This window comes from Streptomyces bobili, from assembly GCF_002154575.1.
Classification (GTDB): Bacteria; Actinomycetota; Actinomycetes; order Streptomycetales; family Streptomycetaceae; genus Streptomyces; species Streptomyces bobili.
The window spans coordinates 1-13954 of the sequence record NZ_MUBA01000232.1 but is presented as its reverse complement, the minus strand read 5'-3'; the positions used below and the strand labels follow the sequence as shown (position 1 = coordinate 13954).

Genomic DNA, 13954 nt, shown 5'->3' with positions numbered 1-13954 from the left:
GCCGCGGATCGCCGCGGCCCACGCCACCACCAACAGCTCGTACTCCGCCCGCTCCTGGGGCGACAGCGTGCCGCCGGCGCGCATCCACAGCGCCCGGATCTGCTCGTTCAACTCGGCAGCAGACCGCACGGAACCAAAGGCAGAAGAACTCGGGGACATGCGCAACAGCCTAGGGGCAAGCACTGACACTGCGCTACCGGACGGCTACGCAAACCCTATGGACTTGGTCACGGCCGCCGGGACTCACTCGCCAGAGGTTCCCCGGCCCGTGGCGACGGTGTCGCGTGCCGACCGGGCGTCTTGGTGACGTCTGCGGTGCCTGGCCGTTGACTCCGCTCGTAGTACTCTGCATGAAGTGGTGTGGAAGTCGGTACTACGGCTGGAGTGCTGTCCATGGTGAGACGAAATGACGAGCGGCGCGCCGCCCTCGTCGACGCCGCGATCGAGGTGCTGGCCAGGGAGGGTGCCCGGGGCCTGACGTTCCGGGCGGTGGACGGCGAGGCCGGTGTGCCCGCCGGCACCGCGTCCAACTACTTCGCCAACCGCGACGACCTGCTCACCCAGGCGGGAGCCCGGGTGTACGAGCGGCTCCAGCCCGACGAGGCCACGATCGCCCGCCAGCGGACCGCCGGCCGTGACCGGGAGACCTACGCCCAGCTGATGCGCGAACTGGTCGGCCGCGTCGCCTCGTTCCGTACCGGCTACCTGGCGCTGCTCGAACTGCGCCTCGAAGCCACCCGGCGCCCCGAACTGCGCAAGGTCCTCACCGAGCGGGTCCGGGCCGACGTCGACGCCAACGTCGCGTACCACGAGGCCTCGGGGCTCCCCGGGGACGCGACGGCCGTCAAGCTGCTGATCCTGGCCCTGAACTGGCTGATCGTCGAACAGCTCACCCTGCCGGACGTCTTCACGGAGGCGGAGCGCGATCAGCTGGTCACGGCGGCGGTCGACCGGATCGTGGCGCCGCAGTAGCCGCCACGGCCCGCGCCCCGCGCGGACTCGGTCGGAGTCGGCGCGGGGCGCGGGCCGTGGACTGGCGGGTGCGGAGGCGGGATCAGCCCGCCGACTCCGCCGCGTGCGGGCTCAGGGCGCCCGTCGCGACGAGCGCGATGATCACGATGCCGAGGATCACGCGGTAGTACACGAACGGCATGAACGACTTGGTGCTGATGAATTTCATGAACCACGCGATGACGGCGTATCCGGTCACGAACGCGATCACCGTCGCGAACCCGGTCGGCCCCCAGGCCACATGGCCGCCCTCCATGGCGTCCTTCAGCTCGAAGACGCCGGAGGCCAGCACCGCCGGGATGGCGAGCAGGAACGAGTAACGGGCCGCCGACTCGCGCTTGTAGCCCATGAACAGGCCGCCGCTGATCGTGGCGCCGGAGCGGGAGACGCCCGGGATGAGGGCGCAGGCCTGGCAGAGGCCGAAGATCAGGCCGTCCTTGACGCTCAGGTTCTCGAGGCCCTTGCGCTGCTTGGGCGCCCGGTGCCGGCCGCCGTTCTCGTCGCGGGCGGCCAGCCGGTCCGCGATGCCGATGACGATGCCGATGACCACCAGCATCGTCGCGGTGATCCGCAGGTCGCGGAACGGACCCTCGATCTGGTCCTTGAGTGTGACGCCGAGCACACCGATCGGGATCGAGCCGACGATCACCAGCCAGCCCATCTGGGCGTCGTGGTCCTTGCGCATCGTCTTGTCGAAGAGCGACCGGGACCAGGCGGAGATGATCCGCCCGATGTCCTTGCGGAAATAGATCAGTACGGCGGCTTCCGTGCCGATCTGAGTGATCGCCGTGAAGGCGGCTCCGGGGTCCTCCCAGCCTGAGAAGGCCGCGGTCAGGCGCAGGTGCGCGCTGGAGGAGACGGGGAGGAACTCGGTCAGCCCCTGGACGAGTCCGAGGATGAGTGATTCGAACCAAGACATGAGGTTACGGAGTCCAAGTGCCGATCGGGACGGGCAGGCGGACACGGCGGGCCGCCGCGCGCGGTGATCAAGTGGGTGTGTTCGAAGGCAGCGTAGCGCCCCCGGGGGACAGGCCCGGCACAGGGGTTTCGGAGAAGATCGCGCGGGGGAGGTGCGCACGCCGGTGGAACAGGGCGTATGTGTTGACCGGCCAGGGGGCCGCCGCTTACGTTGCTGCCGAGGGAAAGCGCTTGCTATTCGGCCACCGATGCCTGCCGCCGTCCCTCCCCTCAGCTGGGTCGTTCGTCGGAGGAGTGCTGATCACGCCCATGTCCCCATCCCCTCCGCTCGCCGGACGCCGGATCCGTGCCGCCGTCATCGGCACGGGTTCCATCGCCCGCGGCTCCCACCTGCCGGCGCTCGCCCAGCTCGCGGCGGAGGGGGAGACCGAGGTCGTCGCCGCCGTCGACATCGATGCCGCCGCGGCCGAGGCCTTCTGCGCGCAGGGCGGGATCGCGCACGCCTACACCGACCTGGAGCGCATGCTCGCGGAGCAGCGCCCCGACCTGGTGGCGATCTGCACCCCGCCGACCCTGCACCGCGAGCAGAGCGTGGCCGCGCTGCGCGCCGGCGCCTGGGTGTGGTGCGAGAAGCCGCCCGTGCCGACCCTCGCCGACTACGACGCCGTGGTGGCCGAGGAGGGGACGAGGAGCGGGCCGTACTCCTCGATCGTCTTCCAGCACCGCTTCGGGTCCGGTTCCGATCACGTACGGCGGCTGCTCGCCGAGCGGGCGATGGGGCGGCCGCTCGTCGCGCACTGCCAGACGACCTGGTACCGCGACCCCGCCTACTACGCCGTTCCCTGGCGCGGACGCTGGCAGACCGAGGGCGGCGGCCCCGCCATGGGCCACGGCATCCACCAGATGGACCTCCTGCTCGACCTCCTCGGACCGTGGAGCGAGGTGCGGGCCATGGCCGGCCGGCTCGTCCACGACGTGGAGACGGAGGATGTGTCCACCGCCCTGGTCCGGTTCGAGAACGGCGCCATGTCCACGATCGTGAACAGCGTCCTCAGCCCTGACGAGGTCAGCCGCATCCGCATCGACTGCGAGGACGCCACGGTGGAGCTGACCCACCTCTACGGCCACAGCAACGCGAACTGGCGGATCACCCCGGCCCGGCACGTCCCGGCGGAGCGGGCCGCCGCCTGGCAGGACTTCGGCCTGGACGTGCCCAGCTCGCACCTGGCCCAGCTGCGCTCGCTCGTCGCGAGCATGCGGGCGGGGGAGCGGCCGCGCGGCAGCGGCGCCGACGGGCGCACCAGCCTGGAACTGATCAGTGCGCTGTACAAGTCGGCGTTCACGGACGTGACGGTGAAGCGGGGCGAGATCGGCCCCGGTGACCCGTTCTACACGGCGCTGCACGGGGGTGCTCCCGGCTGGGCCCCCGGTGTCGCGAGCGCCGTCCGGCCCACCGGCGTGGCCGTCGGCGCCCGTGAGGTGTCGGCATGACCGGGCTGCGTCTGGTCCACGTCCACGGCGACCGTGTCACCGTGACCGATCCGGACAGCGGCGTCGAACTGCTCGCGTACGTCTACCGGCCCGAGGCGGCCTGGGAGGCGCCGAAGCCGTACATCCACCCGCTGCGCACCCTCGCGGGCGATGTCGTCAGCGACTACCGGCCCAACGACCACCGGTGGCACAAGGGGCTGTCGCTGACCGCCTCGCACCTCTCGGGCGCCAACCTGTGGGGCGGCAACAGCTACGTCCACGGCGAGGGGTATCGCGAACTCCCGGAGCGCGTCGGCTCGATGGCGCACGCCGGGTTCGACGAGGTCACGGCCGACGGCGACCGCGTCGTCATCGCCGAGCGGCTGACCTGGCATCCGCACGGCGGGGAGCTGTGGGCCGAGGAGCGGCGTCGGATCGAGGTGCACGACGTGGACCGGGCCGCCGGTTCCTGGGCGCTGACCTGGTCCAGCGCCATCACCAACCGCCGCGAGGAGCCGCTGCGCTTCGGCAGTCCGTCCACCGCCGGGCGGGAGATGGCCGGCTATACGGGCCTGTTCTGGCGCGGCCCGCGCGCATTCCGCGACGGCCGGATCATCGGCCCCGAGGGGGAGGGGCCCGGCCTGATGGGAAGCCAGGGCCCCTGGCTCGCGCTGTCCGGCGAGCACGACGGCACCGACGGTCATGCCACGGTCGTCTTCGCGCACGCCCCCGAGAACGATCAGTCCGGTGCCGCGGGGGCCCACCCCGCGCACTGGTTCGTCCGCAACGAGCCCTTCGCCGGCATCGCCCCGTCCTGGGCCTTCCACGACGAGCTGGAGCTGGCCCCCGGCGACACCCTCACCCGCCGCTACCGGGTGGTCGTGGCGGACGGCGCCTGGGAGCGGAAGGAGATCGGCGCGTACCTGGCGGCGCATCCCTGGTGAGAGGGGGCGCGCGGTGAGCGGGGGCGCGCGCGTGCGGCGGTGCGGTGCGGCCGGAAGAACACGGTCCCCGAGGTGCGAGCCGGAAGGGCACGGCGCTGAGGTGCGGGCCGGCGATCGTCAGGGTGCCGACGGGCCGGTGGGGTGCCGACGGGCCGGGAGGGTTCCTTCCGAGCGCCGGCTCCCGTGCTGCCGTACCGCAGCCGGCGCTCGGCTCCGTCGGTCGGGTGGACCGCGGCGCGCGCCGGCGTACCTGGAACATGCCCGGCTCGTGCGGGGGCTGATCCCGCGCAGGGACTACGCGGCCGTCGGGCCTGTCACCGTCCAGCCAGGGGTCTGCGGGTGGGCGGAGAGGTCCTCGTGGTGGACCGGGGCGCCGCAGGCCGCGCACGTGACCACGGGGAGCATCTCGTTGCCGCAGACGTGCTCGACGACCATCGGGCGGTCGTCGTCCGGACGGAGGTGGCGGTCGCCCCACGCCATGAGGGTCAGCAGGACCGGCTCCAGTTCGAGCCCCGCCTGTGTGGGCCGGTACTCGAAGCGCTGCGGGCGCTCGCTGTAGACGCGCTTGGTGAGGATCCCCGCGTCCACGAGCCGCCGCAGCCGGGTGGCCAGGATGTCGCGCGGTGCGCCGATGTTGCGCACGAGCTGGTCGAAACGGCCGTTGCCCAGGCACACCTCCCGCAGGACGAGCAGGGAGTACTTCTCGCCGACGAGTGCCAGGGAGTCGGCGATGGAACAGGGGCGCGGGTCTTTGGTGGAGGCGGCCATGCCGGTCAGTCTAGGGGAGGGTTTGATTTTCCAACTCGCGGCGTTATGGTGAGTTCGGATTTCCTACTCACTGGTAACAGCCGCGCCCGGCGGACAGTCACCGCCCGGCGGCCAAGGAGGCCCGCACATGCGTGACGCAGTCATCGTCGAAGCCGTACGCACCCCGATCGGCAAGGGCAAGCCGAACGGGTCCCTCGCACACGTCCACCCCGTCGAACTCCTCGCCCACACCCTGCGCACCCTCGTCGAGCGCTCCGGCGTCGACCCGGCGCTCATCGACGACGTCATCGGCGGCACCGTCGACCAGGTCGGCGAGCAGGCCATGAACACCACCCGCTACGCCGCCCTCTCGGCGGGCTTCCCGGAGACGGTTCCCGCGACCACGGTCGACCGGCAGTGCGGGTCCTCGCAGCAGGCCGTGCACTTCGCGGCGCAGGGCGTCATCTCCGGTGCCTACGACCTGGTCGTGGCCTGCGGTGTGGAGTCGATGAGCCGGGTGCCGATGTGGTCCAACGTGCCGCCCGGCAAGGACCCCTTCGGCCCCGGAATCGCCGCGCGCTACCCGGAGGGACTGGTCCCGCAGGGCATCAGCGCCGAACTCATCTCCGCGAAGTGGTCGATCACGCGCGAGCAGATGGACTCCTTCGCCGTCTCCTCGCACCACAAGGCCGCCGAGGCCTGGCGCAAGGGCCTCTTCGACGCCGAGGTCGCGCCCCTGGACGGCGTCTCGAGCGACGAGTGCGTCCGCCCGGACAGCACCCTGGACGTCCTGGCGGGGCTGCGGCCCGCCTACCACGACCCCGCCTTCGCGGAGCGCTTCCCGCAGATCGAGTGGAACGTCACCGCGGGCAACGCCAGTCCGATCAACGACGGCGCCTCCGCCGTGCTGATCACCTCCGGCGAGACCGCGGCCCGGCTCGGCCTGCGTCCGCTGGCCCGCCTGCACAGCTTCGCCGTCACCGGCTCCGACCCGCTGCTGATGCTCACCGGCGTCATCCCGGCCACGGAGAAGGTGCTGCGCCGGGCGGCCCTGAGCCTGGACGACATCGACCTGTTCGAGGTCAACGAGGCGTTCTCCAGCGTCGTACTCTCCTGGGCGCAGGAGACCGGCGCCGACCTGGACAAGGTCAACGTGCACGGCGGCGCCATCGCGCTCGGCCACCCGCTGGGCGCGAGCGGCACCCGGCTGACGACGACCCTCGTCCACGCCATGCGTGAACGCGGCGCCCGCTACGCCCTCCAGACGATGTGCGAGGCGGGCGGTCTCGCCAACGCGATGATCCTCGAGGGCGTCTGACGCACGGCGAACCTCTCGGGAGACCCGCACACGGCGGCGGTCACGGGACTCCCCTGACCCACGGCGCGTCTCCCCGGAGGTGCCGGCGGAGGCGTCAGCGGCGGCGCAGGTGGTGGCGTTTGCGCCAGGCCACCACCGCGCCCACCGCGGCGGGCAGGCCGATGGCCGCCATCGAGACGAGGAAGAGCGGCGAGGTCGGGGACGAGGCGGTCGCCCCGGCGACGACGTACGCGGCCGTGTTCGGGATCGAACCCAGCGCGGTCGCGGCCAGGAACGGCAGCCAGCCCATGCGCGAGACGGCCGCACAGTAGTTCGCCGCCCAGAACGGCACCCCAGGGAACAGCCGGGCCGCCAGCATCGACCGCAGCCCGTGCCGGCTCAACTGGCCGTCCGCCGCCTGAAGGAGCCGCCCGCGCAGCAGGGTGCGCAGCGCGTCCTGGCCGAGGATCCGGCCGAGCCCGAAGGCGAGCCCGGCGCCCAGCACCGTGCCCGCCAGCGCGGCGCCGAGGCCCAGCTGTGAACCGAACAGCGCTCCGGCGGCCAGGTTCAGCAACGGCCGCGGCACGAACGCCACCGTGCACAGCCCGTACGCCACCGCGAACACCGACGCCGCGGCGACACCGCCCAGGTGGGGTGGCCAGCCGTCCGAGAGCAGCCGCTGCGGTTCGAGGAGCAGCACGCTCGACGCCGCCGCCACGAGCAGGGTGACCAGCAGCGAGAACCGCGCCCACGGCGAGAGCAGCGCTCTCGTGGAGCGGGCCGCGAACCCGGCCGAAGCCGGCGCGACGACGGGAACGGGAGTGAGCGGTACGGGGACGACCAGCTCAGTGGCGCTGGCCCGGGGAGAGGCCGTGGCGGTGCCCCCAGAGCGGGTGTGGGCATCGAGCATCCGGCGACACTAACCGAAGGACATGTGTGATCGCCGTATGGTTCGTCTCATGACCGTGACCGGAGTGGGAACGGCGGATGTACCGCCGAGCGCTCTCGCCGACACCGTCCTGCAGCGGCTGACCGCGGCATACGGCGCGAAGCGCGATCCCGCCGGCGCGGCGGCCATGCGCGCGTACATGAAGGACGTGGCCCCCTTCCTGGGCATCCCCACACCCGAGCGGCGGGCCCTGTCCCGGTCCGTCCTCGCCGGTCTGGCCCGCCCGGACGAGGCCGACTGCACGGCGATCGGCCTGCGCTGCTGGGCGCTGCCGGAGCGCGAGTACCACTACTTCGCCGTGGACTACCTGCGCCGGTACGCCGGACGCTGCTCCTCCGCGTTCCTGCCCGTCGTCCGCCGGCTCGTCACCACGGTCTCCTGGTGGGACACCGTCGACCTGCTCGCCGTCCGCGTCGTCGGGCCCCTCGTCGCCGCCGACCGGCGCCTCACCGCGGAGATGGACGCCTGGATCACGGACGACGACCTGTGGGTCGCCCGCACCGCCCTGCTCCACCAGCTCGGCTACAAGGACCGCACCGACACCGGCCGTCTCTTCGGCTACTGCCTGCGCCAGTCCGGCCACCCCGACTTCTTCGTCCGCAAGGCGATCGGCTGGTCCCTGCGCGAGTACGCCAAGACCGACCCGGACGCCGTCCGCGACTTCCTCGCCCGCGAACGGGGACGCTTCGCCCCGCTGACCGTGCGCGAGGCCTTGAAGAACATCGGGGCGTGACCCGGCCCGATCGGGCGACGGCGCCCGGCCGTCCGGGCCCCGCCCGCCTGGGAAAACCGTTCGACACCGGATCCCCCGTCGGCGAGTATCGACCCATGTTCCGGTACGCCTTCCTCCTCGCGGTGTCCGCAGTCGCGGATACGCCGAAGGCTGCCGTGCCCGTTCTCGTGGCCGCTGTCGACGGCGCCCGAAGCTGACCCTCTCCGGATCGACCGGCGGACCCCGCAGGGGGAGGGTCGGTGAGTTCTCCGGGGTCCCCGTCCCGGCCGGCGCGTCCGTCGCCGCTGGGGCCGTCGTACAGCACCCTTTCGAGAGCTTCGAGGTATCGCCATGCCCAAGACGGCTTACGTGCGCACGAAACCGCATCTGAACATCGGCACCATGGGTCACGTCGACCACGGCAAGACCACACTCACCGCCGCCATCACCAAGGTCCTCGCCGAGCGCGGGGCCGGCACGTTCGTGCCCTTCGACCGCATCGACCGCGCCCCCGAGGAGGCGGCGCGCGGCATCACCATCAACATCGCGCACGTCGAGTACGAGACCGACACCCGGCACTACGCGCACGTCGACATGCCGGGTCACGCCGACTACATCAAGAACATGGTGACCGGGGCCGCGCAGCTCGACGGGGCGATCCTCGTCGTCTCCGCGCTCGACGGGATCATGCCGCAGACCGCCGAACACGTCCTCCTGGCCCGTCAGGTGGGCGTCGACCACATCGTCGTCGCCCTCAACAAGGCCGACGCGGGCGACGAGGAACTGATCGACCTCGTCGAACTGGAGGTCCGCGACCTGCTCACCGCGCACGGTTACGGCGGCGACTCCGCGCCCGTCGTACGGGTCTCGGGGCTCAGGGCGCTGGAGGGCGACCCGCGCTGGGCGGCGTCGATCGACGCGCTGCTCGACGCGGTGGACACCTATGTGCCGATGCCCGAGCGGTATGTGGACGCGCCGTTCCTGCTGTCCGTGGAGAACGTGCTCACCATCACCGGGCGCGGCACGGTCGTCACCGGTGCCGTGGAGCGCGGCACGGTCCGCGTCGGCGACCGCGTCGACGTGCTCGGCGCCGGCGTCGAGTCGGTGGTGACCGGCCTGGAGACCTTCGGCAAGCCCATGGAGGAGGCGCAGGCCGGCGACAACGTGGCGCTGCTCCTGCGGGGCGTGCCGCGGGACGCCGTACGGCGCGGGCACGTGGTGGCCGCGCCGGGGAGCGTGGTGCCCAGCCGGCGCTTCACGGCGCGGGTGTATGTGCTGTCCACGCGGGAGGGCGGACGCGCGACGCCCGTCTCCACGGGATACCGGCCGCAGTTCTACATCCGTACGGCGGATGTGGTCGGGGACGTCGACCTCGGTGAGGTCGCGGTCGCGCGCCCCGGTGACACGGTCACCATGACCGTCGAGCTGGGACGCGAGATGCCACTGGAGCCCGGCCTCGGCTTCGCCGTCCGCGAGGGCGGCCGGACCGTGGCGGCGGGAACGGTGACGGCCGTGCAGTGACGGCGGCGGACAGGCGCCGGGGGTGACCGCGGGACCGGTGCGGGGCCGGTCTCGCGGTGCCTCTCGCTCGTGCGGTGCCGCTCCCGCGCGGCCCGACGGGTGCCCCGCCCCGTAGACCCGGCACCCGTCGGGCCCCCAGGCACAATGTCAGGGTGAACGACTCCATACCCGTCACCCGAGCCGTCGACCACGGCACCGCCAAGCTGATGCCCGACGTCGACCGGGAGCGGGCCTGGCTGCTGACGGTCGACGGGGCGCCGCAGTCGTACGTCGACCTCGACGAGCCCACGCACCTGGAGTTCGAGTACGCCCGTCGGCTCGGGCACGTCCTGGACACCGTGGGCGAGGACGGCCGGCCGCTGGACGTGCTGCACCTCGGCGGTGGAGCGTTCACCCTGCCCCGGTACCTGGCCGCCACCCGTCCGGGCTCGCGGCAGGACGTGGTGGAGGCCGACCGGGGCCTCCTGGACCTCGTGGCGCGGCACCTGCCGGTCCCGGCCGGCACCGGTATCACCCTGCACGCGGCCGACGCGCGGGCCTGGCTGGAGACGGCCCCGACCGCCTCCGCCGATGTCCTCGTGGCCGACGTCTTCGGCGGCTCCCGCGTCCCCGCCCACCTCACGACCCTGTCCTACGCCCGCGAGGCCGGACGGGTCCTGCGCGCGGACGGCGTCTACCTGGCCAACCTCGCGGACGCCGCGCCCTTCGCCTTCCTGCGCTCCCAACTCGCCACGTTCGCCGACGTGTTCGAGCATCTTGCGGTCATCGCCGAACCGGCGGTGCTGCGTGGCCGCCGGTTCGGGAACGCCGTCCTCGTCGCCGCACACCACCCCCTCGACGTGCCGCCCCTGGCCCGCCGTACGGCCTCCGACGCCTTCCCCGCCCGCGTCGAACACGGGCCGCCCCTGCGCGAGTTCATCGGCGACGCCCGTCCCGTGACCGAGGAGGCGGCGGTCCCGTCGCCGGTGCCGCCGTCGGGGTCGTTCGGGATCGGGTGAGTCAGCCCTCGTCCGAGGGTGCCGCGGCCGGGGTCGGGCTGGGCTTCGCAGCGCTTTTGGCGGGGTCCGTGACCGCCGGGTGTCCGGCCACCGGCTTCGTGCGGCGGGTCAGGTCGCGTACCTCCGGTACGCACAGGACAGCCGCCGTCACCACGACGACCAGGACGGAACAGCCCCACAGGGACGCCGTGCGGCCGAAGAAGGACTCGGAGGGGCCGGCGAGGGCCATGGCCAGGGGAACCAGGGCGACCGAGCCGAACCAGTCGTAGGCCGAGACGCGGGAGAGTTTGTCCTCCGGGATCTCCTGGTGGAGGGCGGTCATCCAGGACACGCCGAACACCTCCAGGGTGACGCCGGTCAGGAACATCACCGTGCACAGCAGTGCGACCGGCACCGGCACGGCGAGGGCTGCCGAGGGCAGGGCCAGCGGGAACACGCAGAGGGTGCCGACGAAAAGCAGGCGGCGCGGTTTCCAGCGGGTCATCAGCAGGGCGCCGGCCACCGTGCCGGCACCGAAGAAGCCGAGGGCGAGACCCCACGGGCCCGGCCCGCCCAGATGGTCGCGGGCGACGAGTGGGCCGTAGACCGCGTCGGCGGCTCCGACGACGGCGTTCGCGATGGAGAACTGCAGGACGATGCCCCACAGCCACGGGCGGCCGCTGAACTCCTGCCAGCCCTCGCGCAGATCGGCGAGCAGTCCGCCACCCTGCCCGCGTGCTGGGATGTGCCCCACGTCGAGGAACGCGCGCAGCGACCCGGCGACGGCGAAGGCGGCGGCGTCCGCCGCGAGGACCCAGCCCGGTCCGATCACCGCGACCATGGCGCCGCCGAGGGCCGCGCCGCCGACGCCCGCTCCCTGCATCGCCATCCGGAACACCGCGAACGCCCGGCCGGCCTGCTCGCCCCGCACCGAGGACATCAGCATGCCCTCGGCGGCCGGGCTGAAGAACGCCTGACCGGTGCCGCCGAGCGCGGTCAGCAGCATCATCTGCCACAGCCGCGGTTCGCCGGTCAGGACGAGCGCGGCGAACGCGGCCTGCGACACACAGTTGAGGGCGTTGGCCGCGACCATCACTCGGTGCCGCGGCAGCCGGTCGGCGATCGCCCCGCCGATCAGCAGGAACAGCACCAGCGGCAGGGTGCGTGCCGCCGCCACCAGACCGACGTCGCCGCCGTCACCGCCGGCTTCGAGGACGGCGAACGCGGCGGCGATGAGGGCCCCGTGGCTGCCGAGGTTCGTGACGAACGCGGCAGCCGTCAGCAGGCTGTAATTGCGGCCGGCCCAGGAGGGTCTGCGCAGGCGGGGGCGGGGGTCGGCGGCTGAGGTCACCGGCCGACTATCCCCGCCCGGTCACCGATCTGCCAAACCGATAATCGGAGAGGTGAGGCCTCAGCGTCCGGTCGGCTCCCCGTGCAGCCGCACCGTGGAGAGGATCTGCATGATGGTCGCCTTGGGCAGTTCGTCCTTGACACCCTTGGCGCCGTACAGGTTCCACGACACGTAGTCGCTGTTGGAGTTCTTGAACCCGAAGGTGATCGCCTTGCCGTCGCTGTCGCACTTGCCCTTCTGCGGCGTGTTCGTGGACTGCGCCCACGCGTAGCTGCCCACGATGCCCGAGGCGGTGGTGAAGGGGGTGGCCGTCTTCTCGGTGCTGATGCTCTTGCGGTCCGGCTCGGTGTAGCCGCCGAACACCCACCAGGCCGGCGTGTTGAGGGCGATCTCGTCCGTGTTCTTGGCTCCTTCGGCACCCTTGCTGCCGACCATGGCCAGCGCGGTGTCGTCGGTCTTGCCGTCCTTGTCGTCGTCGGAGGTGCACCACTTCGACTTGTACTCGGCGGTGCCGCCCTGAATGATCGCGTCGTAGCCGTCGGGCTGCTCCTTGTCCTCCCACTCGAAGCCCTGGCTCAGGCCCGGCGACTGGACCTCCCAGTCCGCGGGGACGTCGAAGGCGATGCCCCACTTGGGGTTCACGACGACCTTCCAGCCCGCGACGGTCGGCTTCTCGGTCTCGGCGCCGCGCGGGTTGTCGCCGCCGCCCGAGGAGTCGGACGAGGCGGAGGCCGAGCCGCTCGGCTCGACGGACACCGACGGGCTCGCACTGGCCTTGCCCTTGGCCTCCGGCTTCTCGTCCTCGTCGCCGCCCAGCACAAGGAATCCGGTGACACCGGCGGCCACGACGACGGCCGCGGCCGCCACGACGGCGATCACCTTCGTCCGGTTTCCGCCGCCACCGCCGGGCTGCGGGGTCCCAGGGACCCCCGGCGTGCCCCACTGGGGTGTGGGCGGGTACGGGGTGGGCTGCTGCTGGAAACCGGGTTGCTGATACGGATTCGGCTGCTGGTATCCCGGCTGCTGGTACGGGTTGTTCTGCGCCTGCGGGTTCTGCTCTCCCCCGGGCGGCTGCTGTCCTGGCCACATGGCCAGAAACCCTAGTGCCGTCCATGACACGAACAGGTCACCGCCCCTCGTCAGTGCCGTACCGAATCGGCCTCGGCACACGCTCCGTGACGAAGACCGCGCTCCGAGGCCCTGGTCAGTGGACGCTACTCGTGGGTAACATCCCGGCATGAGCGCAGACCAGATGTCCATCGGCGAGATGCTCGCCGCCACCGTGCCCATGGCCCGGACCCTGAACCTCCAGTTCCTGGAGACCGGGCCGGAGAAGGCCGTGGTGGCTCTGCCGGATCAGGGGGCGTTCCACAACCACGTGGGCGGGCCGCACGCCGGCGCGATGTTCACGCTCGGCGAGTCCGCCAGCGGGGCGATCGTGCTCGCCGCGTTCGGGGACCAGCTGTCGCGGGCCGTGCCGCTCGCCGTCCGTGCCGAAATCGGTTACCGCAAGCTCGCGATGGGACCCGTCACCGCGACGGCGACCCTGGGGCGCCCGGCCGCCGAGGTCGTCGCCGAACTCGACGCGGGGGAGCGCCCCGAGTTCCCGGTCGCGATCGAGATCCGCCGCGCGGACGGGGCCGTCACGGGCGAGATGACAGTGGTGTGGACCCTGCGGCCCAACGGCTGAGCGCACGGTTTCGGGGGAGGGCCCCGGCGCGGCTACGGCCGCGTCGGGGCCCTTTGTGTCGAAGTCGGTTCCCGCCCGCGGCTGTCGACGCCCGCGTCCGGAAGGGTTTCCGGGCCGTACTTGGAGATTCCGTGTGGCATCCGGCTTTCCCCGCACACAAGTTGGTGCTGCCGCCTGGGTGTATTTCGAATGGGGGTGCGGATACCGGCGGTAACTAATCGGGGTCGCCAATCTTTTGAACAACGGTCACTCGAACTTCTTGTTTCCCATGAGACGCCTGTGCGAAGGTGAGCCTCCCCCAGGGACCGGTCGATCAGGACAACGCACCTGGCCGGACCAAAAGTACGCACCAAGCAGGCGCCTGCTT

The 13954-nt window shown here is 72.0% G+C and carries 13 protein-coding genes; 8 read left to right on the top strand and 5 right to left on the bottom strand.

Annotation, left to right across the window (positions count from 1 at the left end; genetic code table 11):
• The first annotated feature begins 393 nt into the window (after window positions 1-393).
• Complete coding sequence (locus BZL64_RS19565; RefSeq protein ID WP_086770488.1) at window positions 394-972, top strand: TetR/AcrR family transcriptional regulator; 579 nt, start codon at window positions 394-396, stop codon at window positions 970-972.
• An 82-nt stretch (window positions 973-1054) separates the two neighbouring features.
• Here BZL64_RS19565 and BZL64_RS19560 read toward each other — a convergent pair whose 3' ends face one another.
• The gene (locus BZL64_RS19560; protein ID WP_086770486.1) at window positions 1055-1930 is read right to left on the bottom strand and encodes an undecaprenyl-diphosphate phosphatase; all 876 of its coding nucleotides are present in this window, start codon (window positions 1928-1930) and stop codon (window positions 1055-1057) included.
• A gap of 308 nt (window positions 1931-2238) precedes the next feature.
• Between BZL64_RS19560 and BZL64_RS19555 the strand changes: the two genes are divergently transcribed.
• Both BZL64_RS19555 and BZL64_RS19550 read left to right on the top strand, forming a co-directional pair.
• Entirely contained in the window at window positions 2239-3420 is a 1182-nt protein-coding gene (locus BZL64_RS19555; RefSeq protein WP_086770487.1) for a Gfo/Idh/MocA family protein, read from the top strand.
• Window positions 3417-4343 carry a DUF6807 domain-containing protein gene (locus BZL64_RS19550; protein ID WP_086770485.1) on the top strand — a complete coding sequence of 309 codons (927 nt, stop codon included), beginning with the start codon at window positions 3417-3419 and terminating at the stop codon, window positions 4341-4343. Before BZL64_RS19555 ends, BZL64_RS19550 begins: the two co-directional genes overlap by 4 nt.
• Before the next feature lie 294 nt (window positions 4344-4637).
• On the opposite strand, the gene BZL64_RS19545 is transcribed toward BZL64_RS19550, so the two are convergent.
• Entirely contained in the window at window positions 4638-5111 is a 474-nt protein-coding gene (locus tag BZL64_RS19545; RefSeq protein ID WP_086770484.1) for a winged helix-turn-helix transcriptional regulator, read from the bottom strand.
• 127 nt (window positions 5112-5238) lie between these two features.
• Here BZL64_RS19545 and BZL64_RS19540 point away from each other — a divergent pair, with 127 nt between their 5' ends.
• On the top strand, window positions 5239-6408 hold the full coding sequence (locus tag BZL64_RS19540; protein ID WP_086770483.1) for a thiolase family protein: 1170 nt from the start codon (window positions 5239-5241) through the stop codon (window positions 6406-6408).
• A gap of 94 nt (window positions 6409-6502) precedes the next feature.
• On the opposite strand, the gene BZL64_RS19535 is transcribed toward BZL64_RS19540, so the two are convergent.
• Window positions 6503-7297 carry a TVP38/TMEM64 family protein gene (locus BZL64_RS19535; RefSeq protein WP_086770482.1) on the bottom strand — a complete coding sequence of 265 codons (795 nt, stop codon included), beginning with the start codon at window positions 7295-7297 and terminating at the stop codon, window positions 6503-6505.
• A 49-nt stretch (window positions 7298-7346) separates the two neighbouring features.
• Between BZL64_RS19535 and BZL64_RS19530 the strand changes: the two genes are divergently transcribed.
• The 3 genes from BZL64_RS19530 to BZL64_RS19520 all read left to right on the top strand — a co-directional run bounded on the left by BZL64_RS19530 (window position 7347) and on the right by BZL64_RS19520 (window position 10567).
• On the top strand, window positions 7347-8069 hold the full coding sequence (locus BZL64_RS19530) for a DNA alkylation repair protein (RefSeq protein WP_086770481.1): 723 nt from the start codon (window positions 7347-7349) through the stop codon (window positions 8067-8069).
• A gap of 330 nt (window positions 8070-8399) precedes the next feature.
• The gene (gene tuf, locus BZL64_RS19525; protein WP_086770480.1) at window positions 8400-9569 is read left to right on the top strand and encodes an elongation factor Tu; all 1170 of its coding nucleotides are present in this window, start codon (window positions 8400-8402) and stop codon (window positions 9567-9569) included.
• A gap of 152 nt (window positions 9570-9721) precedes the next feature.
• Window positions 9722-10567, top strand: a complete 846-nt coding sequence (locus tag BZL64_RS19520) for a spermidine synthase (protein ID WP_086770479.1) — start codon at window positions 9722-9724, stop codon at window positions 10565-10567.
• A gap of 1 nt (window position 10568) precedes the next feature.
• Here BZL64_RS19520 and BZL64_RS19515 read toward each other — a convergent pair whose 3' ends face one another.
• Together BZL64_RS19515 and BZL64_RS19510 are read right to left on the bottom strand one after the other, a co-directional pair.
• Window positions 10569-11897 carry an MFS transporter gene (locus tag BZL64_RS19515; protein WP_208639474.1) on the bottom strand — a complete coding sequence of 443 codons (1329 nt, stop codon included), beginning with the start codon at window positions 11895-11897 and terminating at the stop codon, window positions 10569-10571.
• A gap of 60 nt (window positions 11898-11957) precedes the next feature.
• Window positions 11958-12986 carry a DUF8017 domain-containing protein gene (locus BZL64_RS19510; RefSeq protein WP_086770478.1) on the bottom strand — a complete coding sequence of 343 codons (1029 nt, stop codon included), beginning with the start codon at window positions 12984-12986 and terminating at the stop codon, window positions 11958-11960.
• 163 nt (window positions 12987-13149) lie between these two features.
• Here BZL64_RS19510 and BZL64_RS19505 point away from each other — a divergent pair, with 163 nt between their 5' ends.
• Window positions 13150-13587, top strand: a complete 438-nt coding sequence (locus tag BZL64_RS19505; protein ID WP_086770477.1) for a DUF4442 domain-containing protein — start codon at window positions 13150-13152, stop codon at window positions 13585-13587.
• Window positions 13588-13954 lie beyond the last annotated feature (367 nt).